Origin of the sequence: Streptomyces sp. NPDC048197, from assembly GCF_043202395.1 — a bacterium.
In the GTDB taxonomy this organism is placed as follows: Bacteria; Actinomycetota; Actinomycetes; order Streptomycetales; family Streptomycetaceae; genus Streptomyces; species Streptomyces siderophoricus.
This window is the reverse complement of record NZ_JBIDAJ010000002.1, coordinates 515,609-537,075: the sequence shown is the minus strand read 5'-3', so window position 1 is coordinate 537,075 and position 21,467 is coordinate 515,609. Positions and strand designations below refer to the sequence as shown.

The window sequence follows — 21,467 nt, the reverse complement described above, 5'->3', positions numbered from 1 at the left end:
TCAGACCGCCTCTCCCTGGCGGGCCGCAGCCAGGCGGACCGCGTCGAGGATCTTCTCGTAACCGGTGCAGCGGCAGAGGTTGCCGGACAGCGCCTCGCGGATGTCCGCGTCGGACGGCGTGTCGTTGCGCTCCAGGAGTTCGTCGGCCGCGACGAGCAGGCCGGGGGTGCAGAAGCCGCACTGGACGGCGCCGGCGTCGATGAACGCCTGCTGGATCGGCGAGAGGGCTGCGCCCGGGGAAATGGCGCCCTCGCCGGTCTGCGAGTCCTGGCCCTTGGCGGTCCACCGCTGGGCGTCCTGGAGCGAGGTGCCACAGGCGCCGGAGGCGCAGCCGCCGCCGGGGTGGGCGCTCGCGCGGTGCTTGGCGTAGTCGGCGAGGCCCTCGACGGTGGTGACCTCGCGGCCCTCGACCTGGCCGGCGGCGACCAGGCAGGAGCACACCGGCACACCGTCCAGGCGGACCGTACAAGAGCCGCATTCGCCCTGTTCGCAGGCGTTCTTGGAGCCCGGGAGGCCCATCCGCTCGCGGAGGACGTACAGCAGGCTCTCGCCTTCCCAGACGTCGTCGGCCTCCTGCTGGCGGCCGTTGACGGTGAATGTCACGCGCACTGTGCGCTCCTCTCATTGCCGCGGTAGGACTCCCAGGTCCAGCCGAGGGTGCGGCGCGCCATGATGCCGACCGCGTGCCGGCGGTACTTGGCGCTGCCGCGCACGTCGTCGATCGGGTTGCAGGCACCGGAGGCGAGCTGCGCGAACTGCTTGGCGACGGACGGCGGGATGGGGTTGCCGGACTCCCAGAAGCCGCCCTCCTCCAGCGCCGCGGCGAGGAAGTCCTCGGCCTCGCGGGCCCGTACGGGGGTGGGTGCGGCGGAGCCGATGCCGGTGCGGACCGTGCGGGTCTCGGGGTGCAGCGCGATGCCGAAGGCGCACACCGCGATGACCATGGCGTTGCGGGTGCCGACCTTGGAGAACTGCTGCGGGCCGTCGGCCTTGGGCAGATGCACCGAGCGGATCAGCTCGTCGGGGGCCAGGGCGTTGCGCTTGACGCCGACGTAGAACTCGTCGATCGGGATCATGCGGCGGCCGCGGACGGACTCGGCCTCGACCTCGCAGCCGGAGGCGAGCAGCGCGGGGTGGGCGTCACCGGCCGGGGAGGCGGTGCCGAGGTTGCCGCCGACGCCGCCGCGGTTGCGGATCTGCGGGGAGGCGACGGTGTGGGAGGCGAGCGCGAGACCGGGGAGTTCGGTCCGCAGGTTCTCCATGATCTTGGTGTAGGGAACGGAGGCGCCGAGGCGCACGGTCTTCTCTCCGACCTCCCACTCGCTCAGCTCACCGATGCGATTCAGGTCGAGGAGGTACTCGGGGCGGCGGTGGTCGAAGTTGATCTCGACCATCACGTCCGTGCCGCCCGCGATGGGCACAGCGGTGGGGTGCTCGGCCTTAGCGGCGAGCGCCTCCTCCCAGCTGGCGGGGCGAAGGAAGTCCATGGGTGGCCTCTTCTACGAAAAGATGGGGTCGTTCGCTGCTCATGGTGAGGAGCCGGGGCCCTCGTCGCCATCGAGCCGTTCATGTCTTGTTAACGCGGTTGGAGTTAGTGAACGCGCCCGGGACCCGCACGGTGCAGTCACTGAAACCATGAAGCGGTTGGCTGGCCAAGCCACCTGTCTTGTAGATTCGAACGAAAGACGAGGCTCTGAAACCTCGCGGCATTCCACCGGCAACACCAGACAGCAAAGAACGGCGGGCGAGGTCATGCGGCTCCGCGCACTCCTGGACACCCAAACCCTGGGCCTTCGGCTGCTCGGCGGCGAGGACGAGCTGGACCGCACTGTACGCGGCGTGATGACCACGGACCTGCGCGATCCCAGCCGCTACCTCTCCGGCGGCGAGCTGGTGCTGACCGGTCTGGCCTGGCGCCGCGAGCCGGAGGACTCCGAACGGTTCGTACGGATCCTGGCCTCGGCCGGGGTCGCCGGGCTCGGCGCGGGCGAGGCCGAGCTGGGCGCGATCCCCGACGATCTCGTCCAGGCCTGCGCCCGGCACCGCCTGCCGTTGTTCTCGGTGGACGAGACGGTCTCGTTCGCGTCCATCACCGAGCACGTGGTGCGGCAGGTCTCCAGCGAGCGGGCCGGCGACCTGGCCGCCGTGGTGGACCGCCACCGCCGGCTGATGACGTCGGGACCCACGGGCGGCGGCCCGGAGGTCGTCCTGGACCTGCTCGGCTCGGACCTGGACCTGCGGGCCTGGGTGCTCTCCCCCACCGGCCGGCAGATCGCCGGATCGACGCTGGCGGGCTCCGGGCCGGAGCTGCCCGCCGACCTGGCCGCCCGGCTCGCCGGTGAGCATCTGGCGGCCGCCCGCAGCGGCCGGCGCGGCCCGCACCGGATCGGCCTGGAGGGAGCCACGTACTCGCTGTTCCCGATCCGCCACGAGAGCCGTGACCTGCGGCAGACGCTGCTGAGCGACTGGCTGCTGGCCGTCGAGGCGGACGCCGGCGACTGGTCCGAGGAACGGCTCGACCTGCTGCACGGCGTCACCCAGCTGATCGCCGTCGAACGGGACCGGCGCGACGCCGCCCGTACGGTCCGCCGGCGGCTCGCGCAGGAGGTGCTGGAGCTCGTCCAGACCGGTGCGCCGCCCGCCGAGATCGCGGCCCGGCTGCGGGTCGCGGCGCCGGTGCTGCTGCCCGGTCTGGGCACCGCCCCGCACTGGCAGATCGTGGTGGCCAGGGTCGAGTGGGAGGGCGGTGACCTGCCGGGCGGCCCGGTGGCGCAGTCCCTCCTGGAGGAGGTGCTGGTGGACCCGGGCACCTTCGGGCCGGAGCCCTCCGACCGGATCGCGGTGGCGCACACCGGCGACGAGGCGGTGGCGCTGGTGCCGCTGCCGGTCCCCGAAGAGCCCGAGGACGGTTCGGGGGCGGCCGGGCTGCACGCCGATGCGCTGCTCTCCGTCGTCCGGGAGCCGCTGGGCCGCGGGCTGGACGGCGACGGGCGGCTGACGGTCGGGGTGAGCGCCTCGGTCCACTCCGCGGAGGGGCTGCGCGGCGCCCTGGAGGAGGCCCGGCACGCCCGCCGGGTCGCCGCGGCCCGCCCGGGCCGGGTCTGCGCCGCCGGCCACGAGGAGCTGGCCTCGCACGTCCTGCTGCTCCCGTTCGTCCCCGACGACGTCCGCCGCGCCTTCACCGCCCGTCTCCTGGACCCGCTCCGCGACTACGACCGCCGGCACCGCGCCGAGCTGATCCCCACCCTGGAGGCGTTCCTGGACTGCGACGGCTCCTGGACCCGCTGCGCCACCCGCCTCCACCTGCACGTCAACACGCTCCGCTACCGGGTCGGCCGGATCGAGCAGCTCACCGGCCGCGACCTGTCCCGCCTGGAGGACAAGCTGGACTTCTTCCTGGCTCTGCGGATGAGCTGACGGGCGGCCTCCGGGCCGGCCGACCGGCCCGTCCCGTCCCGTCCCGGTGACGAGCGCCTACGGGATCCGTACGCCCGCGGCCGCGCCGGGGCGGCCGCCGGCACCGCACCGGCTCCGCCCCGTCCCCGCCCGCCGCACCGTGCCCGCCGCCCGCCGACCGCCCCGAATCGGCCATTCGGGGTCACCCGATCGGGCGGCTTCCCGCCAACTCCGTACGGTGCCCGACCACCCGCCCGGCCGCGCGCCCGCCCGGCGACGGCCCCGATCTGCGCCGCCCGGCCCCTCACGACCGGCCACGGCGCGATTGTGAATTCATTCACCCACCCCCTTGGCCGCACCGCGGAATCCGTGCTGAGATTCGCCCAGGCTTCCTGTTTCCAGCTCAATGGCGCGCTCGGGGAGGGCAATGTGGCGGATACCGCCATGTCAGGATCCGCGGATGCCGCGGATTCCGTCAGTACCGCCGATCCGGTATCGCTCGCGGTACCGGCACCGGCACCCGCACCGGAAGTACCGACAGTCAGAACGGTCGAGGGGGATGACCCCCTCGACCGTGCCGTTTGGCGGCTGCGCTCCCGTGGCTGCTGGGACGACGCGGCCGCGCTCCTGGAACCACACTCCGTCCGGCACGCCCCGGCCGCCCTGCGGCGCGCCGCGCTCCTGGTGGAGCGCTGCATGTTCACCACCACCGGCTGGGCCGAGGCGGAGGACGCGCTGCGCGCCGCCGAAGCGCTGGCCGGCACCGACGACGAGCGCGGCGGCGCGGCCTGCGAACGCGGCCATCTCGCCTACGCGGCAACGGTGTTGGGCGTACGGGACCGGGCCGACGAGGCGCGTTCGGCGCTCGGCCGGGCGGCCGCGCTGCTCGCCCCGACCGCGGCCGGCCGCCCGCTGCTGGACTTCCGGCGCGGGCTGATGGCCGAGCACGTCGCGGACAGCCCGGACGCGGCCCGCGCCGCCTACCGCCGCGCCCACGCCGGCGCCACGGCGCAGGGCGACAGCCTGCTGCTGTCCTTCACCTGGCGCCATCTGGCCGGACTCGCCCTGCGGGACGGGGAGTTGGCTGAGGCCCGGCACGGCTTCGCCGAGTCGCTGCGCATCCGCGAGGAACTGGGCTTCCTCGTGGGCACGGCCCCGGCACTCGCGGCACTGGCCGACGCCGCCCCGGAGGACGACGCGGACCGCCTCCGCGCCGAGGCCGCCCGCCTCTTCCGCCTCATGGGCGGCGTCCCCACCTGGCTCGCCGACCACCTTTCGACGGCCCCGGCGGCCACGTAGCCCGGGCAGCCACGGCAGGGAACGGCCGGGATCGTTCACGAGGGTCGACCGCCGGAATTGCCTACGGGGATCGTTCGCGAGGATCAACCGCCGGTATCACCCACCGGGAGCGTTCACGAGGACCGCCCGCCGGAATCGCCCACCACGAAACCCATCGCGCCGACACGTCGACCCGCAACTCCCCGACAATGCTCGCGCGTTGGCGACGCTCACCCCTCATACACCGCTCCCCCGTTGGCCACGTCCGGCACCGCGCTCCGTAGAGGGCGGCCGGAAAACCGCACCGCTTCACCCGCCCACCCCCCGAAGGGGGGTGGGCGGCGGGGAAAAACAAAAGAAGGTGCGGGTGGGCGGCGGGTAAGGGGGCAGCCGCACCGCACGGCCACGCGCACCGGCTCGCCGGTGCGGGAGGAGCCCGCCCCTGTGGTCCCCGCCTCCGTGGGCCCCGGCCTCACGGGCCCGCGCCCTCCCGCGCGAGCCCCACCCTCACGGGCCCGCGCCCCCCGCGCGAGCCCCACCCTCACGGGTCCGCGCTTCCGCAGTAGCACCCACCCCTGCGGCACACCCGCCCCGCTCCACCCACCACTGCGGCACACCCGTCGCCGCCCCGTCCCCCCTCCACCGCGCCCCAACCCACCCCTCCCGCCCAGGACATGTCAAGGCATCGTCATCGGCCATGCCGAGGTTCGCCGCGATTGGCCGGGACGGGTCTGTCCTGAGGGCGGATCGGCCGGGGCGCGACGGTCGGCGGGTGGTGGCCCGGGGCGGCGGGAGGGGCGAACCGGGAGGTGGGCGACGCGCACCGGTCGGGCGGGCGGCGGGGATGCGGCGGGCCCCGCCTGCCCCGAGAATGGCCTCAAGTCGCACTGTGAGCGGGCGTCGCGGCCTGGATGCTGGTCCGGAACCAGCTGGGGCCCCTCCCCATCGACAGAGCCCACCAGGAGGCCATCTGTGGCAGCAGGAGTGACCAAGACGACCACTGGAACCGACTGGGGCAAGGCGGATTTCGAGGCGATCTACAACTGCCCTGATCCCCGTCGGTACTTCACCACCCTGCAACCCCTGGAGTACCAGATTCCGCACCACGGCCAGGCGGTCTTCCGCGCACTGACCGAGACCCTGCGCCGGAGTCGCGGCGACCGCCCCCCGCTGAGCGTCGTGGACCTGTGCTGCTCGTACGGGGTCAACGCGGCGCTGCTCAACCACCGGCTGTCCCTGACCGACCTCTACGGGCGCTATGCCGGACACCGCCCGGACGGTCCGACGACCGGCCAACTGACCGACGAGGACCGCACGTTCTTCGCCACCCGGCGGCGCGCCGAAGCCGTCCGGGTGACCGGCATCGACGCGGCGGAGCGGGCCGTGGGGTACGCGCGGGAGGTCGGCCTGCTCGACCACGGGTTCGCGGAGAACCTGGAGCTCGACGAGCCGAGCGCGGAGCTGCGCGCCGTACTGGCCGGCACCGATCTGATCACCGTCACCGGAGGCGTCGGCTACATATCCGCGCGGACCTTCGGCCGGCTCTTCGACTGTGTGGCCCGGCCGCCGTGGGTCGCCGCGTTCGTCCTGCGGACGGTCTCCTACCGGCCGGTGTCCGCCCTGCTGGCCCGGGCCGGGCTGGTGACCGAGCAGCTCACCACCCGTACGTTCCGCCAGCGGCGGTTCGCCGACGGCGACGAGCGGCGCGCGGCGTTCGAAGCGCTGGCCCGGCGCGGGCTGTCCATCGCCGGCAAGGAGTCCGACGGCTTCTACCACGCCGATTTCTATCTGTCCCGGCCGGCCGCCGAGGTCGCGGCCCTGCCGCTGACGGAACTGCTGCCGGGCTGAGCGGTCCGGCCCGGGGTGGCCGGGCCGGTCGCCCCGGCGAACGGGCCGTCCGGGCCGGGCCGGCGGGCCGTCAATGCGGGTGGCGGGCCACCGAGACGTGTTCGCGGGCGATGCGCTCGGCGACCGTGTACTCCTGGGCGATCAGGGCGTCGAGCAGTGCGGTGTGTTCGGAGGCGTCGGCCAGCAGCTCGGCGGTGCGCAGGCGGGCGCCGCCGGCCGCGGACCACTGGGCGCGGCGGAGCAGGTCGCCGGTGACCTCGGTCAGCCGGCGGTTGCCGGTGAGTGACATCACGGCCTGGTGGAAGGCGTGGTCGGCCTCGGCGTAGCCGGCCCGGTCGCCGCGGGCGGCGGCCGCGACGCCGGAGGCGGCGAGCGGGCGCAGCTCCTCCCAGCGCTCCGGGGGCAGTGCCCGGGCCAGCCGGACGATCGCGGGGACCTCCAGCATGGTGCGGACCTCGGCGAGCTCGGCGAGGTCGCGGGAGCTGCGTTCGGCGATCCGGAAGCCGCGGTTGGGCACGACCTCGACGGCGCCCTCGCCGGCGAGCTGCTGCATGGCCTCCCGGACCGGGGTCGCGGACACTCCGTAGCGTTCGGCGAGCGCCGGGCCGGAGTAGACCTCGCCGGGGGTCAGCTCACCGTCGACGAGGGCCCGGCGCAGCGCGGCCAGTACCTGGGCGCGGACCGAGTGCCGCCGGGGTGCGGCGGGACCCGGCTGCGCGGGCACCCAGGCCCGTGCGCGCGGCTGCTGCTCCGCTGTGCCCTGCTCCATGGCGGCTCCTTCTGACATTCCCAGCACGATAGGCGGCCTTGGCGATAGTTCAAATCCGGAAGGAGGCGGAACGGCCGGTCCCGGCCCTCGTACAGGTGGTTCGGGACTGGCTCGCGAAGGGCCCGGGTAGGGTTTCGGATAAGGTAAGGCTTACCTGCCCACGCTCGCGATTCGGTGGTCACCCCCATGGCTTCTGCCCTCGCCGCCCCGCCCGTCACACACCCCGTCGCCGAGTCGTACGCGCGCCTTTCGGAGGTGTTCCCCGGCCTGCGGGTGTCGCTGTGGGACACGGCGCCGCCGACCGGTGACGGCTGGGTGTGCGCGGCCGGGCTCGCGGCCGGCGGGGAAGCCCTGGAATCCTTTCTGGCCTGGGACGACGCCCAGATCCAGCGGGACTACGGGCAGTCCGCCCGGCCGGATGTCATCGCCAGTTTCGCGCTGCACCGCTACGCCTGGCCGGCCTGCCTGCTGATCACGATCCCGTGGTTCCTGCACCGCCGGGTGCCGTACCTGCCCGTGCAGGACGTCTGCTTCCAGCGCGAGCTGGGCCGGATGGCCGTGCGCATCGGCTCGTTCGGGTGCCTGCCGGACGATCCGGCGGCGGCGCTGCCCGGTGCCCGGGTGGTGCCGGACGAGGAGGCGCTGCGCGCGGAGGTGCGGGCGGCGGTGGCCGGCCATCTGGCGCCCGTCCTGGAAGGGTTCCGCGGGCGGATGCGGCGCGGCCCGCGGGCACTGTGGGGCATGGCGTCCGACGAGATCGTCGAGGGGCTGTGGTACCTGGGGCACCTGCTGGGCGAGGAGCCGCGTGCGGTGGCGGAGCTGGCGCGGCTGCTGCCGGGCGCCACCTCCCCGTACGTGGGCGGCGCCGGCTTCCGTACGCTGACCGGCCCGGACGGGGCCGCGCTGCAGACCCGGGACCGCGCCAGTTGCTGCATGTTCTACACGCTGCGTCCCGAGGACACCTGCATCACCTGTCCGCGCACCTGCGACGCGGATCGCATCACCCGCCTCACCGCAACCACCTGACCCGCACACCACCCGTTCGGGTCGCCGGATTCGAACCCAACCGGCCGTGCGCATACGGCAGTTCGAGGGTGGCGTCCGCTATCTGCCGGTCCTGCCCCTCCTTGGCGTTCTCTTGCTCGGAAAGCCCTTGGGGGTCGAGTGGATTCCGCCAGGATGTCGCGCGAAATCGCGTATCCGAGGCAAGGGATCCCCACAATGAGAACGACCGACATATCGCTGGATTGGCTTGTTCCCGGCGTCCTGTCGCTGGGTGCCGTGTTGGCCGCCGCGGTGCTGGTGGTGCGCGGCCGCCGGGCGGCCGCGCAGTCGGGCACCGACGACTCCTGGGAACGCAGCGAGGAGCGCCGCCGCCGCAAGGAGGCCGTCTTCGCCTCCGCCTCCTATCTGCTGCTCTTCTGCTGTGCCGCGGTCGCCGCCGCGCTGTCCTTCCACGGGCTGGTCGGCTTCGGCGTCCAGAACCTGGGGCTGACCGACGGCTGGGAGTACCTGGTGCCGTTCGGGCTCGACGGTGCGGCGATGTTCTGCTCGGTGCTCGCGGTGCGCGAGGCCAGTCACGGCGACGCGGCGCTGGGCTCGCGCATGCTGGTGTGGACCTTCGCGGGCGCCGCGGCGTGGTTCAACTGGGTGCATGCGCCGCGCGGCCTGGACCATGCCGGCGCCCCGCAGTTCTTCGCCGGGATGTCGCTGTCGGCCGCGGTGCTCTTCGACCGCGCGCTGAAGCAGACCCGCCGGGCGGCGCTGCGGGAGCAGGGCCTGGTGCCCCGGCCGCTGCCGCAGATCCGGATCGTGCGCTGGCTGCGCGCGCCCCGCGAGACCTTCGCGGCCTGGTCGCTGATGCTGCTGGAGGGCGTACGGACGCTGGACGAGGCCGTCGAGGAGGTCCGCGAGGACCGGCGGGAGCGGGAGCAGAACCGCTTGCGCCGCCGTGAGCAGGGCAAGCTCGACCGGGCCCGGATCAAGGCGATCAACCGCCAGCACCGCGGCTGGGGCATCGGCCGGGGCGGCGGCCGGCAGTTGGCGGTCACCCCCGCCGGCGCCGAGGTGGCCGGTCCGGACTCCGCCATAGCAGGCGATCCGCCGCCCCTGCCCGCCGTGGAGCTGCCGCTGCGCTCCCGCCCGGCCCTCAAGGCCGTATCCGGCGCTGACGCCGACGCGGTCACCGCCACGGACACCGTCGATCCCGCGGCCCGGTCCTGGCGGGCCGTGGACCTCACCGCGGAGGACGACACCCAGACGCTGCCCCGTCTGGACTCCCTGGAGGAGAAACTCGCCGAGATCGAACGGCAATTCGGCTGACCGGCGGCGGACCGCGTCGACCGACACCCCCGACTCCTGGTCAGGCCGGTCCGCCGCCCAGCTCGAACCAGACGCATTTGCCGAATCCCTCGCTGCGTATCCCCCACGCGTCGGCCAGGGCGCGCACCAGCATCAGCCCCCGGCCCGAGGTCCCGTCGGTGCTCGCCGCACGCACCTCAGGGCGCCCGGGAGCGCAGTCCCGCACCTCGACCCGCAGCCGGTCGCCGACCTTCGCCGTGACCACCGCATCGCCCTCGGCGTGGACCAGGGCGTTGGTGACCAGTTCGCTGGTGAGCAGCGTGGCGACCTCCGCGAGCTCGCCGCCACCGGGTGCCGCCCACCGGCTGAGTAATTGCCGCAGTTCCCTGCGTATCTCGCCGACCGCGCGCAGATCGGCCCGGCGCACCTTCCGCTCCAGCACGCCCGGCGCCCGCGCCGTGCCCCCCTCGCTCGGCTGGGTCGTCGTCTGTCGTCTTTCCCGTTCCTCGCGTCGCACAGGCTGACGCATGCTCTCCCCCGCCCCCCACGGACCTCGGCGTCCGGTCTCGAACAGCCTCACGGTCAGCATGCCCATCGGATCAGTCGCCATGCTTCCGTCCGCTTCCGCTTCGGGGCGCGCGGTCGTGCGCGCGCCGGGTGGGCGGGCCGGGCCGCGCTGGGTATGCCTGTCGGGTGGGGCCCGGACGAGCGGGAGGAGCCGCCGTGCACGACGACCGACTGCTGGTGGAGGGGCGCCTGGAACGGGCGCTGGGGCAGTTCATCCGGCCCGCGGTGTACGCGGCGCGGGTGCCGCTGCGGCTGGCCGTGTGGCATGCGCCGGGCGAACCGCGTCCGGTGGCCGAGGCGCTGGACGCCGCGTATGTGCCGTTCGCGGCGGGCGAGGCGTGGGGGCCGCCGTGGTCGACGAGCTGGTTCCGGCTGGCGGGTGAGGTGCCCGAGGAGTGGGCGGGGCGGCGGGTGGAGGCCGTCATCGACCCCGGGTTCAGCGGCGACGGGCCCGGTTTCCAGGCGGAGGGCCTGGTGTACGACGCCGGGGGCGTGCCGCTGAAGGGGATCCATCCGCGCAACCGCCACGTGCCCGTCGGTGCGCCCGTCCGCGGTGGCGAGGAGGTGCGGCTGCTGCTGGAGGCCGCCGCGAACCCTGCGGTGCTGCGGGACTTCCGCCCCACCGACCTCGGCGACGTCCGTACCGCGCCGGACCGGCCGCTGTACCGCTTCGCCTCGGCGGAGCTGGCCGTCCTCGACGAGACGGTCTGGCACCTCGTGCTCGACATCGAGGTGCTGGCCGAGCTGATGCCGGAGCTGCCGGCCGACCGCCCGCGCCGGCACGAGATCCTGCGGGCGCTGGAGGAGATGCTGGACGCGCTGGACCTGCACGACGTCGCGGGCACGGCGGAGGCCGGCCGGGCCGCGCTGGCCGGGATCCTCGGCCGCCCCTCCGCGGCCAGCGCCCACCGGCTCTCGGCCACCGGGCACGCCCATATCGACTCCGCCTGGCTGTGGCCGCTGCGGGAGACCGTCCGCAAGGCGTCCCGCACCTTCGCCAATGTCACCCAACTCGCCGTCGAATACCCCGAGTTGGTGTTCGCCTGCTCCCAGGCGCAGCAGTACGCCTGGGTCAAGGAGCACCAGCCGCACATCTGGGCGCGCATCAAGGAAGCGGTGCAGAACGGCACCTGGGCGCCGGTCGGTTCGATGTGGGTGGAATCGGACGCCAACATGCCCGGCGGTGAGGCGCTGGCTCGGCAGCTGGTGCACGGCAAGCGGTTCTTCCTGGAGGAGCTGGGGGTGGAGACCGAGGAGATCTGGCTGCCGGACTCCTTCGGCTACACCGCGGCCTTCCCGCAGCTGGCCCGGCTGGCCGGCGCGCGGTGGTTCCTGACGCAGAAGCTGTCGTGGAACCAGAGCGACCGGATGCCGCACCACACCTTCTGGTGGGAGGGCATCGACGGCACCCGCGTCTTCACCCACTTCCCGCCGGTCGACACCTACAACTCGCGGCTGCACGGCGCGGAACTCGCCCACGCCGAGCGGAACTTCGCCGAGAAGGGCCGCGCGACCCGCTCCCTGGTCCCGTTCGGCTGGGGTGACGGCGGGGGCGGTCCGACCCGCGAGATGCTGGAGCGGGCCCGCCGGCTGCGCTCGCTGGAGGGCTCCCCGCGGGTCGAGATCGAGCCGCCGGCCCGGTTCTTCGCGGCGGCGCACGAGGAGTACGGTGCGGCCGCGCCGGTCTGGTCGGGCGAGCTGTACCTGCAGTACCACCGGGGCACGTACACCTCGCAGGCCAAGACCAAACAGGGCAACCGGCGCAGTGAACACCTGCTGCGCGAAGCGGAGTTGTGGGCGGCGACGGCGGCGGTCCGGGCTGCGGCCGCCGGGGGCGCGGCGGGCGGGTATGCGTACCCGTACGACGCGCTGGACCGGATCTGGAAGACCGTGCTGCTGCACCAGTTCCACGACATCCTGCCGGGCTCGTCGATCGCCTGGGTGCACCGGGAGGCCAGGGACACCTACGCGGCGGTCGAGGCGGAGCTGACCGGCATCGTCGAGGAGGCGCTCGCCGCACTGGGCCGGGCGGCGGACGGCGCGCCCCCCACGGTGTTCAACGCCTCGCCGTACGACCGGGACGAGATCGTCGAGCTGCCGGGAGACGGGGACGGCGCGGGTGCGGCCGTCGCCGTGCACGTCCCCGCGCTGGGGGCGGCGGCCGTCCGCCCGCCGGGGCCGGACTCCCCCGTTCCGCCGCCCGCGCCCGTACGGGCCGCCACCGGCGCCGACGGCACCGTCACCCTCGACAACGGGCTGCTCCGGGTCCGCATCGACACCGACGGCCTGCTGGCCTCGGTCCGCGATCTGCACGCCGGGCGGGAGGTGCTGGCGCCCGGCGCCCGCGGCAATCTGCTCCAGCTGCACCCCGACCACCCCACGAAGTACGACGCCTGGGACCTCGACGGGCACTACCGCCACCGGCACACCGATCTGACCGCCGCCGAATCCGTCGATCTGCTCGCCTCCGGGCCGTTGGGCGCGACCGTGCGGGTGACCAGGGCGTTCGGTGCGTCCCGGGTCGTCCAGGAGCTGACGCTGCGGGCCGGCGCGCACCGCCTCGACGTGCTCACCGACATCGACTGGCACGAGTCGGAGAAGGTCCTCAAGGCCGCCTTCCCGCTGGACGTGCACGCCGAACGGTCCACCGCCGAGATCCAGTTCGGGCACGTCCACCGCCCCACCCACACCAACACCAGCTGGGACGCGGCCCGTTTCGAGACCTGTGCGCACCGCTGGCTGCGGGTGGCCGAGCCGGGCTACGGCGTCGCGCTGCTCAACGACTCGACCTACGGCCACGACGTGACCCGGGTCCCGCACGCCGAGGGCCTGGGCACGACCGTGCGGCTGACCCTGCTGCGCGCCCCGCACAGCCCCGACCCGGCGACCGACCAGGGCAGCCACCGGTTCCGCTACGCGCTGCTGCCGGGTGCCACGACCGGCGCCGCGGTCGCCGAGGGCCTCGCCCTGAACCTGCCCCTGCGGACCGCGGCCGCGCCGCCGGTGCCGCCGCTGATCCGCGTCGACCACCCGGCGCTCACCGTCGAGTCGGTCAAGCTCGCCGAGGACCGCAGCGGTGACGTGGTGGTCCGGCTCTACGAGTCCCGGGGCGGCCGCGCCACCGGCACCCTCTCGCCCGGTTTCCCCGTCGAACGGGCCACCGTGACCGACCTGTTGGAGCGCCCGCTGCACGACGAGGAGGAGGGGCCGACCGCGGAACTGACGCTGGAGCTGCGCCCGTTCCAGATCCTGACGCTCCGGCTCCGGCCGCAGCGCCCCGGCGGCTGACCGCGCGCCCGGCGGTTCACACCCGGGGGATGTTCCGGAGGTTGGAGCGGGCCATCTGCAGCATCCGGCCGACCCCGCCGTCCAGCACGATCTTGCCGGCCGACAGCGCGAAACCGGACACCATTTCCGCGCTGATCTTCGGCGGGATGGACAGCGCGTGCGGGTCGGTGACGACGTCGACCAGCGCGGGCCCGTCGTGCCGGAAGGCGTCGCGCAGCGCCCCGCGCAGTTGCCTGGGCTTCTCCACCCGGACGCCGTACACCCCGGCCGCGCGGGCGATCGCCGCGAAGTCCGGGTTGTGGTTGGTGGTGCCGTACGACGGCAGGCCGGAGACCATCATCTCCAGCTCGACCATGCCGAGGGAGGAGTTGTTGAACAGCACCACCTTCACCGGCAGGTCGTACTGGACCAGGGTGAGGAAGTCGCCCATCAGCATGGCGAATCCGCCGTCGCCCGACATCGAGACGACCTGGCGGCGCCGGTCGAGGAACTGGGCGCCGATCGCCTGGGGCAGCGCGTTGGCCATGGACCCGTGGCTGAAGGAGCCGATGACCCGGCGGCGGCCGTTGGGCGTGAGGTAGCGCGCGGCCCAGACGTTGCACATGCCGGTGTCGACCGTGAAGACCGCGTCGTCGGCGGCCTCCTCGTCCAGCACCGAGGCGACGAATTCGGGGTGGATCGGTACGTGCTTCTCCACCTTCCTCGTGTACGCCTTGACCACGCCCTCCAGCGCGTCCGCGTGCTTCTTCAGCATCCGGTCGAGGAACTTCCGGTCCGTTTTCTCGCGGACCTTGGGGATCAGGCAGCGCAGTGTCTCGCGGACGTCGCCCCAGACGGCGAGGTCGAGCTTGGTGCGGCGGCCGAGGTGTTCGGGCCGGACGTCGACCTGGACGATCTTGACGTCGTCCGGCAGGAACGCGTTGTAGGGGAAGTCCGTGCCGAGCAGGAGCAGCAGATCGCACTCATGGGTGGCCTCGTAGGCCGCGCCGTACCCGAGCAGTCCGCTCATGCCGACGTCGTAGGGGTTGTCGTACTGGATCCACTCCTTGCCGCGCAGGGCGTGGCCCACCGGGGCCTTCACCCGCTCGGCGAATTCCATCACCTCGGCGTGCGCACCGGCCGTGCCGCTGCCGCAGAACAGCGTGACCGTGCGGGCCTCGTCGACCATCCGGGTCAGCGCGTCGATCTCGGCGTCCCCGGGCCGGGCCAGCGGCCGGGTGGTGACGAGTGCGTGCTGGATTGCGCGCTCGGGTGCCTGCTCGGCGGCGATGTCGCCGGGCAGGGAGACCACCGCGACGCCGCTTTGGCCGACGGCGTGCTGGATGGCGGTCTGCAACACCCGCGGCATCTGCCGGGTGCTGGAGATCAGCTCGCTGTAGTGGCTGCACTCGGTGAACAGCCGGTCCGGGTGGGTCTCCTGGAAGAAGGTGGTGCCGATCTCGCTGGAGGGGATGTGCGAGGCGAGGGCGAGGACCGGGGCCATCGAACGGTGCGCGTCGAAGAGGCCGTTGATGAGGTGCAGATTGCCCGGTCCGCACGAGCCGGCGCAGGCCGCGAGCTTGCCGGTGAGCTGCGCCTCCGCCCCGGCGGCGAAGGCGGCGGCCTCCTCGTGCCGGACCTGGATCCAGTCGATCGCTGCGTTCCGGCGGACGGCGTCCACCACCGGGTTCAGGCTGTCGCCGACGACACCGTAGAGGCGCCGCACCCCCGCCCGCACCAGGATGTCCACGAACTGCTCGGCCACGGTCTGCTTCGCCATGTCGCTGTCGCTCCCAGGGTGGAAGGGGGTCGGGGCCGGGGGTTCGAGGGGCCTGTTCCCATGAACCCATGCGGGCGGACGGTCCGCCTCCGCTGTCCGCCGTCTGCCCGGTCGGCCGAACGGGGGCGTGGGGCCGGTCGGGTGTCCGCGGTGGGCTAGGGCGCTTCTGACGTCGCGACGCCCGGAGATCCGTCAGAACCGCCCTGGCGCCGGCCCGCACGGTCGCGGGCGGCCGGCAAGCGCTTCCGGGTCCCGTCCGGCAGTCTGGGGCCATGAGCGCGTGGCAGCTGGTCGCGGTCGGCCTGGTGATGCTGCTCGGGCTGATCGGGGTGCTGGTACCCGGAATCCCCGGGCCGCTGATCGTGTGGGCGGGCGTGCTGTGGTGGGCGGTGACGGAGAAGTCCGGCCCCGCGTGGGCGGTGCTGATGGGCGCCACCGCCCTGCTGTTGGTCAACCAGGCGCTGAAGTGGCTGCTGCCGGTGCGTGATCTGCGGGCCGCGGGCGCGCCGTACCGCACCCTGTTCCTGGCCGGTGCGGCCGGTATCGTCGGTTTCTTCGTGCTGCCGGTGATCGGTGCCGTGGTGGGCGCGGTCGGCGGCCTCTACCTGCTGGAACGAGTCCGGCTCGGCGGCCGCGGCGATGCCTGGGCCTCGACCCGCACGGTGATGCGCACCCTCGGTCTGAGCGTGCTGGTCGAACTGCTCGCGTGCCTGCTGGTGGTCGGCGGCTGGGCGGGGACGGTGCTCGCGAGGTGAGCCGGCCTCGGGCGAGGGGCGGCGACGGGCGCCGCGGGACCGGGCTCAGGCCGCCGACGCCGCCCCAGCGGGGGCCGGTAGCTCGCCCGGCGGGAGCAGTCCCGCCCGCCACAGGTGGTGCAGGGCGTACGCGCCCCAGGGCCGCCACGCCCCCTCCGGGTCCGCGCCCCGCTCCGCTTCGGTCCGCCCGCCGGCCTCCGGGCCGCCCACGTCCGGGTCCCCCAGTGCCCGCATCCTGATGTACGCGGCGGTGCGCGGCCCTACACCGGGCAGCGCGGCCAGCGCCCGCTCCGCCGCGGCCCGGTCGGCGCCGGCGTCCAGCAGGACCGTGCCGTCGGCGAGCGCGGTGCACAGCGCGCGCACCGGGTCGGGGACGTCCGCGCCGGTCAGCTCCGCGGGCTCCGGGAAGAGGTGGGTCAGCCCGCCGTCCGCCGCGTCCAGCGGCTTCCCGTAGGCCCGCACCAGCTCGGCGGCGCGGGCCGGCGGCCCGCCGAGCACGATCCGTACGGCCATTTCCTCCGGGTCCGCCGCGCCCGGCGAGCGCAGGCCCGGGCGCTTTGCCACCAGCGGGCCGAGCACCGGGTCGGCGCCGAGCCGCTCGGCGACGGCGTACGGGTCGGCGTCCAGGTCGAAGAGCCGGCGCAGCCGCTGCACGGCCGTCGACAGGTCCCGCAGGTCGGTCAGGCGCAGCCGGCACTCCAGCCAGCCGCCGTCCCCGCCCCGGGCCGCCGGGCACACCCGGCCGGCCGGCGGCCGGGACCGTCCGCGCGGCCCGGCTGGCGGCTCCTCGACCTCGGCGATCCCGGTGCCGTAGGTGAGCCGCAGGGTACGGCGGTAGGTGCGCGGGCCGGGCCCGCCCCGTACCTCCTCCACGCCCGGCACGGCCCGTTCCGCCAGGAAGTCGAAGATCTCCGCGGCCGCGTACGGGCCCCGGTAGGCCAGCCGCAGCGGAATCCCGCCGGCCGCCGGGCCGCCACCCGGGACGGGCCGCGACCGGGGGCGCGGGCTCGTCACGGTCCCGCCGCCGTGGCCGCGCCCGCCCACCGCCGCGGCCCTCAGCTCGCTCGGTGTACCGGCGTAGATCTCCCGCATGGTGTCGTTGAACTGCCGGATGCTGGCGAATCCGGCCGCGAAGGCCAGCTCGGTCACCGGGAGCGCGGTGGTCTGCAGCAGCACCCGAGCGGTGTGCGCCCGGCGGGCCCGGGCCAGTGCGACCGGCCCGGCGCCCAGCTCCGCGGTCAGCTGCCGCTGCACCTGCCGCGCGCTGTACCCCAGCCGCTGTGCCAGCCCGGCGACGCCCTCCCGGTCGACCACGCCGTCACCGATGAACCGCATGGCCCGGCCCACCAGGTCGGCGCGCACGTTCCATTCGGCCGAGCCGGGCACGGCGTCCGGCCGGCACCGCCGGCAGGCCCGGAAACCGGCGGCCTGCGCGGCCGCGGCCGACGGGAAGAACCGCACGTTCACCCGCTTGGGAGTGACCGCGGGGCAGCTCGGCCGGCAGTAGATGCCGGTGGTCACCACCGCGAAGAAGAACTCCCCGTCGAACCGCGCGTCCCGGCTGGACACCGCTTCGTACCTGGTCTCGTCGTCCATCACGCCTCCAGTCTGCGCCCGCGGTAGGGCTCCGGCTGGCGGATTTCGGACGTGGCGTTGGCGGGCGCCGCCGGGGCCCGGGCGCAATGGCTCCCGGGCCCGCGGCAAACCTCACCCGCCCGGCTTCTCAGCCTCAGCTCACCTTCCGTCCCCCCTCTTCCGCTCCATCATGTGCCGGCCCAGCGCCTGCTTCTGCTTCCAGTCCCGCCGGATCTCGGCGCGCAGCCGGGCGTCCGTCTTGGCCACGATGCGCTGGTTCTCCCGCAGCAGCTTGCGGTAGCTCTCCAGCCGGCGCACCGCCAACTCGCCGTTTTCCACGGCAGCTTGGACCGCGCACCCCGGCTCGCTCTCGTGCGCGCAGTCATGGAAGCGGCACTCCTCGGCCAGCGCCTCGACGTCCGAGAACGTCCGGGACAGCCCGCCCTCGGCGTCCCACATCCCGACCCCGCGCAGCCCGGGCGTATCGATCAGCACGCCACCGCCGGGCAGTGCGAGCAGATCGCGGGTGGTCGTGGTGTGCCGGCCCTTGCCGTCCCGGTCCCGGGTGGCCTGTACGGTCTGCACACTCGCCCCCACCAGCGCGTTCGCCAGCGTGGACTTGCCCGCGCCGGACTGCCCCAGGAGTACGGACGTCCCGCCGGCCAGGACGGCGGCCAGCACATCGAGCCCCTCACCGGTCTCCGCGCTGACGGCCAGCACCTGTACCCCTGGAGCGGCCGATTCCGCGTCCGCCACCAGGTGCGCCAGCCCGCGGCCGTCCCCGGCCAGGTCGGCCTTGGTCAGCACCACCAGCGGCTGCCCGCCGCTCTCCCAGGCCAGCGAGACGAACCGTTCGATGCGCCCGAGGTCCAGCGCATCGGCCAGCGAGACCGCGATCACCGCGTGATCGACGTTCGCCGCCAGGATCTGGCCCTCGGAACGCTTCGACGACGTGGACCGCACGAACGAGGTACGCCGGGGCAGCAACGCCCGCAGGACGCCGTCCACATGGTCACCGCCCCGCCCGTTCTCCAGGTCGATGACGGCCCAGTCACCCGTGCACGGCACCCGCATGGGATCACCGGTCGCCACCGGCGCGGTGTCCGCCAGCACGGTGCGGACGCCGTCACCGTCGGGCACGACGGCGTCCACCCGCCCGCGGTCCACACGGACGACACGACCGGGCATGAACCCCTGCCCGGCAAAGGGGGTGAAACTCTCCGCGAACCCGTCGTCCCAGCCGTAGGCGGTCAGCGGATGCGCAGCAGAAAGATCGAGGTCGAACAACGCAAGGACCCTTCAGGGAATGCGGCCCCGGCCCACGCCACCGTGTGCGCAGCTGTGCGCAGCGGAAAAACGGAAGTGACGTCGAGTCAGCCGGAGACCACGGAAGTGAATGTGATGAACTCCTGGATGCGGGCAGCGCCCATCGCAACGACAGCCATCGGTCTTCACCTCCCGGATTCCTCAACGGCCGACACGGACGGCGGCATGGTGCCGCCCTCCGGAACCCGCTCACCGTAAACCAGCGGCCCTTCGCGCCGCCAACTCTTTTTCGGCGGCGCCTGTTTCGGCCTGCGGGCGTCAGTCGTTGCCCGTGCTCGCCAGCTGCGCCGCCAGGCCGCCCAGGATCATGCGGAGGCCGAGTTCGAAGCCGCGGTCGTCGAGGGCGGTCGGGGTCAGGTCGACGCGGATGGCGGCTTCGAGGGAGTCGGCCAGGGCGGGGTAGTCGGGGCGGTAGGCGGCGGGCTGCCGGGTGAAGCCGGCCGCGTAGGTCTCCAGGGCCGAGCCGATGACCAGGAAGTCGAGGGCGGCGGCGGTCTCGGCGGCCAGGGCGGGGGTGCAGCCCGCGCGGATCAGGGTGGCGAGCAGGGTGTCGTACTCGCGCAGCGCGCCCTCGGTGTGCACACCGCGGCGGGCGATCAGGGCGATGGCGTTGGGGTGGCGCTGGAAGACCCGCCGGTAGCCGCGGGCGTATGCGGCGATGCCGTCGGGCCAGGGCTCGTGGCGCAGCGGGGTGTGGTCGATCTCTGCGTCGAGCAGTTCGCTGACGGCGTCCAGGATGTCGTCCTTCGAGCCGATGTGGTTGTAGAGCGACGCGCCGCGCACGCCCAGCCGGTCGGCCAGTGCCCGCATGGTGAGGGCTTCGTAGCCGCGGTCGTCGATCAGCTCCAGAGCCGCGTGCGCTATGGCCGTCCTGCTCAGCAATGTCTGGTGTGGGCGGCCCACGACACCCCTCGCTTCCCCTCGAATTCCTGGCTTTTCAAGGTTACTCACCGGCAGGGGCTTCACAGCGCGGCCTGACCTCCCTACCTTCGCCGACTAACAAAGTTAGTTTTAATCGAACCGCCAGCCGAGGTACGCCATGCCCCACTCCAAGCCCCCGCACCGGCCGCCCGCCGGCAGCACCGTCAGCGCTGCCGCCGGGGACGGCGACGCCGCCCGTCTCGCGTCACTGGGCTACACACAAGAACTCCGCCGCAGCCTGAACATCCTGGGAAACATCGCCATGGGCTTCGCCGTGGTCTCCCCGGTGGTCGCGCTGTACGCGGTCTCCATGATCGGCACGATGATCGCCGGGCCCGCGTGGATCTGGGCCCTGCCCGTGGTCCTGGCCGGCCAGTGCCTGGTGGTCAACGTCTACTCCGAACTGACCTCTCAATGGCCGCTGGCCGGCGGCCCCTACCAGTGGGGGCGGCGGCTCATCGGCCCGCGGTTCGGCTGGCTGAGCGGCTGGGTCTGGCAGTTCGCGGTGATGTTCGGGAACACCACCGTCGCCTACCTGGCGGCGCCCTGGGTGTTCGCGCTCATCGGGGTGACGCCGTCGCCCGGCGCGATGGTCGCCGTCTCGATGGCCATCGTGCTGCTCTGCGCGCTGGTCAATGCGTACGGCATCAACCTCCTGAAGTGGTTCGTCTCGGCCGGCATCGCCGGTGAGGCCATCGCCTCCGTCCTCGTCGGCCTGTCCCTGCTGCTGTTCTTCCGCAAGCACCCGTTCTCGCTGTTCACGCACACCTTCGGCGCCGAGGCGCTCTCCGGTGGCTCGGTGCCGCTGGCGCTGCTGACCGTGCTCGCGGTCGCCGGCTGGGCCTTCATCGGCTTCGACGCGTGCGTCTCGACCGCCGAGGAGACCAAGGACGCCGGGCGCCAGGTGCCCCGGGCGATGTGGTGGGCGCTGCTGTCCGTCGGTGCGGTGGTCATCCTCAACGCGGTGGCCGTCGCCCTCTCGTACCCCCACACGGCCACCGCCGTCGCGGGCAAGGACGTCGACCCGGTGACCACGGCCGTGGTCACGTCGTTCGGCTCCTGGTCGGACAAGCCGTTCGTGCTCGTCGTGCTGGTCAGCTTCCTGGCCTGCGCCATGGCGTCCCAGGGCGGTGCGGCCCGCGGGCTGTACTCCCTGGCCCGGGACGATGTGTTCCCGTTCTCGCGGCAGGTCAGGAAGGTCAACAAGCAGCAGGCGCCGATCGGCGGCCTGATCGCCTCCACGCTGGTGTCGGGCGCGGCACTGCTGCTCGGCCTGAACGCCACCGCGATCGGTTCGCTGATCGCCTTCGGCACCGCGGCCACCTTCGTACCGTTCTTCCTGGTCTCCGCGGCCGCCCTGATCGCGCGGCTGCGCGGCACCTGGGTAGCCGGTGGCCACATCCGGCAGGGCCGCAAGGGCACGGTGCTCAACGTCATCGCCGTCGTCTGGACCGGCTTCGAGGTCACCAACGTCGCCTGGCCGCGCGCGGTGCTCGCCCCGCCGGGCGCCCCCTGGTACCAGATCTGGGCCGCACCGCTCGGCGTCGCGGTGGTACTGGGCGCCGGCACGGTCTATCTGATGGCCCGTCGACCGCAGGACAGGATCCCGGCCCGCGCGGAGACGGACGCGACCGGTGCGGCGGACCCGCTGCGCGCGGTGCCCGCCACCGAGCCGCAGCCCTGA

The 21,467-nt window shown here is 73.6% G+C and carries 16 protein-coding genes; 8 read left to right on the top strand and 8 right to left on the bottom strand.

Annotation, left to right across the window (positions count from 1 at the left end):
- Both ACGF4C_RS05300 and ACGF4C_RS05295 read right to left on the bottom strand, forming a co-directional pair.
- Positions 1 to 609: a (2Fe-2S)-binding protein gene (locus ACGF4C_RS05300; protein ID WP_393563420.1), complete on the bottom strand. Its 609-nt coding sequence runs from the start codon at positions 607 to 609 to the stop codon at positions 1 to 3.
- Positions 600 to 1,487: a xanthine dehydrogenase family protein subunit M gene (locus ACGF4C_RS05295; RefSeq protein ID WP_030813635.1), complete on the bottom strand. Its 888-nt coding sequence runs from the start codon at positions 1,485 to 1,487 to the stop codon at positions 600 to 602. The genes ACGF4C_RS05300 and ACGF4C_RS05295 overlap by 10 nt, the downstream gene beginning before the upstream one ends.
- 265 nt (positions 1,488 to 1,752) lie before the next feature.
- Between ACGF4C_RS05295 and ACGF4C_RS05290 the strand changes: the two genes are divergently transcribed.
- The 3 genes from ACGF4C_RS05290 (at position 1,753) to ACGF4C_RS05280 (ending at position 6,522) form a co-directional block, all read left to right on the top strand.
- Positions 1,753 to 3,417, top strand: coding sequence for a PucR family transcriptional regulator (locus tag ACGF4C_RS05290; protein WP_393563417.1), 1,665 nt, complete (start codon positions 1,753 to 1,755; stop codon positions 3,415 to 3,417).
- A 423-nt stretch (positions 3,418 to 3,840) separates the two neighbouring features.
- Entirely contained in the window at positions 3,841 to 4,695 is an 855-nt protein-coding gene (locus tag ACGF4C_RS05285) for a hypothetical protein (RefSeq protein ID WP_393563415.1), read from the top strand.
- Between the two features lie 963 nt (positions 4,696 to 5,658).
- On the top strand, positions 5,659 to 6,522 hold the full coding sequence (locus tag ACGF4C_RS05280; protein WP_201807548.1) for a hypothetical protein: 864 nt from the start codon (positions 5,659 to 5,661) through the stop codon (positions 6,520 to 6,522).
- 70 nt (positions 6,523 to 6,592) lie between these two features.
- On the opposite strand, the gene ACGF4C_RS05275 is transcribed toward ACGF4C_RS05280, so the two are convergent.
- Positions 6,593 to 7,291: a GntR family transcriptional regulator gene (locus ACGF4C_RS05275; protein WP_030413161.1), complete on the bottom strand. Its 699-nt coding sequence runs from the start codon at positions 7,289 to 7,291 to the stop codon at positions 6,593 to 6,595.
- Positions 7,292 to 7,477: 186 nt separating this feature from the next.
- On the opposite strand from ACGF4C_RS05275, the gene ACGF4C_RS05270 reads away from it, so the two are divergent.
- Entirely contained in the window at positions 7,478 to 8,317 is an 840-nt protein-coding gene (locus ACGF4C_RS05270) for a (2Fe-2S)-binding protein (RefSeq protein ID WP_393563413.1), read from the top strand.
- A 195-nt stretch (positions 8,318 to 8,512) separates the two neighbouring features.
- On the top strand, positions 8,513 to 9,613 hold the full coding sequence (locus ACGF4C_RS05265) for a DUF2637 domain-containing protein (RefSeq protein ID WP_393563412.1): 1,101 nt from the start codon (positions 8,513 to 8,515) through the stop codon (positions 9,611 to 9,613).
- 40 nt (positions 9,614 to 9,653) lie between these two features.
- On the opposite strand, the gene ACGF4C_RS05260 is transcribed toward ACGF4C_RS05265, so the two are convergent.
- Complete coding sequence (locus tag ACGF4C_RS05260) at positions 9,654 to 10,121, bottom strand: ATP-binding protein (protein WP_393563410.1); 468 nt, start codon at positions 10,119 to 10,121, stop codon at positions 9,654 to 9,656.
- A gap of 194 nt (positions 10,122 to 10,315) precedes the next feature.
- Here ACGF4C_RS05260 and ACGF4C_RS05255 point away from each other — a divergent pair, with 194 nt between their 5' ends.
- The gene (locus ACGF4C_RS05255) at positions 10,316 to 13,447 is read left to right on the top strand and encodes an alpha-mannosidase (RefSeq protein ID WP_393563408.1); all 3,132 of its coding nucleotides are present in this window, start codon (positions 10,316 to 10,318) and stop codon (positions 13,445 to 13,447) included.
- 16 nt (positions 13,448 to 13,463) lie between these two features.
- Here ACGF4C_RS05255 and ACGF4C_RS05250 read toward each other — a convergent pair whose 3' ends face one another.
- Positions 13,464 to 15,206 (bottom strand): pyruvate dehydrogenase, encoded by a 1,743-nt coding sequence (locus ACGF4C_RS05250; protein WP_393563406.1) that lies wholly within the window; start codon positions 15,204 to 15,206, stop codon positions 13,464 to 13,466.
- 272 nt (positions 15,207 to 15,478) lie between these two features.
- On the opposite strand from ACGF4C_RS05250, the gene ACGF4C_RS05245 reads away from it, so the two are divergent.
- The gene (locus tag ACGF4C_RS05245; protein ID WP_351539391.1) at positions 15,479 to 15,961 is read left to right on the top strand and encodes a DUF456 domain-containing protein; all 483 of its coding nucleotides are present in this window, start codon (positions 15,479 to 15,481) and stop codon (positions 15,959 to 15,961) included.
- 45 nt (positions 15,962 to 16,006) lie between these two features.
- Here ACGF4C_RS05245 and ACGF4C_RS05240 read toward each other — a convergent pair whose 3' ends face one another.
- From ACGF4C_RS05240 to ACGF4C_RS05230, 3 genes are all read right to left on the bottom strand, one after another.
- Entirely contained in the window at positions 16,007 to 17,557 is a 1,551-nt protein-coding gene (locus tag ACGF4C_RS05240) for a bifunctional transcriptional activator/DNA repair enzyme AdaA (protein WP_393563404.1), read from the bottom strand.
- 138 nt (positions 17,558 to 17,695) lie between these two features.
- The gene (rsgA, locus tag ACGF4C_RS05235) at positions 17,696 to 18,823 is read right to left on the bottom strand and encodes a ribosome small subunit-dependent GTPase A (RefSeq protein ID WP_393563402.1); all 1,128 of its coding nucleotides are present in this window, start codon (positions 18,821 to 18,823) and stop codon (positions 17,696 to 17,698) included.
- Between the two features lie 297 nt (positions 18,824 to 19,120).
- A complete protein-coding gene (locus tag ACGF4C_RS05230) occupies positions 19,121 to 19,765 on the bottom strand; it encodes a TetR family transcriptional regulator (protein WP_393563400.1) in 645 nt (214 codons plus the stop codon).
- Between the two features lie 136 nt (positions 19,766 to 19,901).
- On the opposite strand from ACGF4C_RS05230, the gene ACGF4C_RS05225 reads away from it, so the two are divergent.
- The gene (locus tag ACGF4C_RS05225) at positions 19,902 to 21,467 is read left to right on the top strand and encodes an APC family permease (RefSeq protein ID WP_393563398.1); all 1,566 of its coding nucleotides are present in this window, start codon (positions 19,902 to 19,904) and stop codon (positions 21,465 to 21,467) included.

Coding starts and splice junctions, on each gene's coding strand:
- ACGF4C_RS05295 (WP_030813635.1), bottom strand. CDS start 1,487: ATGGACTTCCTTCGCCCCGCCAGCTGGGAGGAGGCGCTCGCCGCTAAG.
- ACGF4C_RS05290 (WP_393563417.1), top strand. CDS start 1,753: ATGCGGCTCCGCGCACTCCTGGACACCCAAACCCTGGGCCTTCGGCTG.
- ACGF4C_RS05285 (WP_393563415.1), top strand. CDS start 3,841: ATGTCAGGATCCGCGGATGCCGCGGATTCCGTCAGTACCGCCGATCCG.
- ACGF4C_RS05275 (WP_030413161.1), bottom strand. CDS start 7,291: ATGGAGCAGGGCACAGCGGAGCAGCAGCCGCGCGCACGGGCCTGGGTG.
- ACGF4C_RS05270 (WP_393563413.1), top strand. CDS start 7,478: ATGGCTTCTGCCCTCGCCGCCCCGCCCGTCACACACCCCGTCGCCGAG.
- ACGF4C_RS05265 (WP_393563412.1), top strand. CDS start 8,513: ATGAGAACGACCGACATATCGCTGGATTGGCTTGTTCCCGGCGTCCTG.
- ACGF4C_RS05260 (WP_393563410.1), bottom strand. CDS start 10,121: ATGCGTCAGCCTGTGCGACGCGAGGAACGGGAAAGACGACAGACGACG.
- ACGF4C_RS05250 (WP_393563406.1), bottom strand. CDS start 15,206: ATGGCGAAGCAGACCGTGGCCGAGCAGTTCGTGGACATCCTGGTGCGG.
- ACGF4C_RS05245 (WP_351539391.1), top strand. CDS start 15,479: ATGAGCGCGTGGCAGCTGGTCGCGGTCGGCCTGGTGATGCTGCTCGGG.
- ACGF4C_RS05240 (WP_393563404.1), bottom strand. CDS start 17,557: ATGGACGACGAGACCAGGTACGAAGCGGTGTCCAGCCGGGACGCGCGG.
- ACGF4C_RS05225 (WP_393563398.1), top strand. CDS start 19,902: ATGCCCCACTCCAAGCCCCCGCACCGGCCGCCCGCCGGCAGCACCGTC.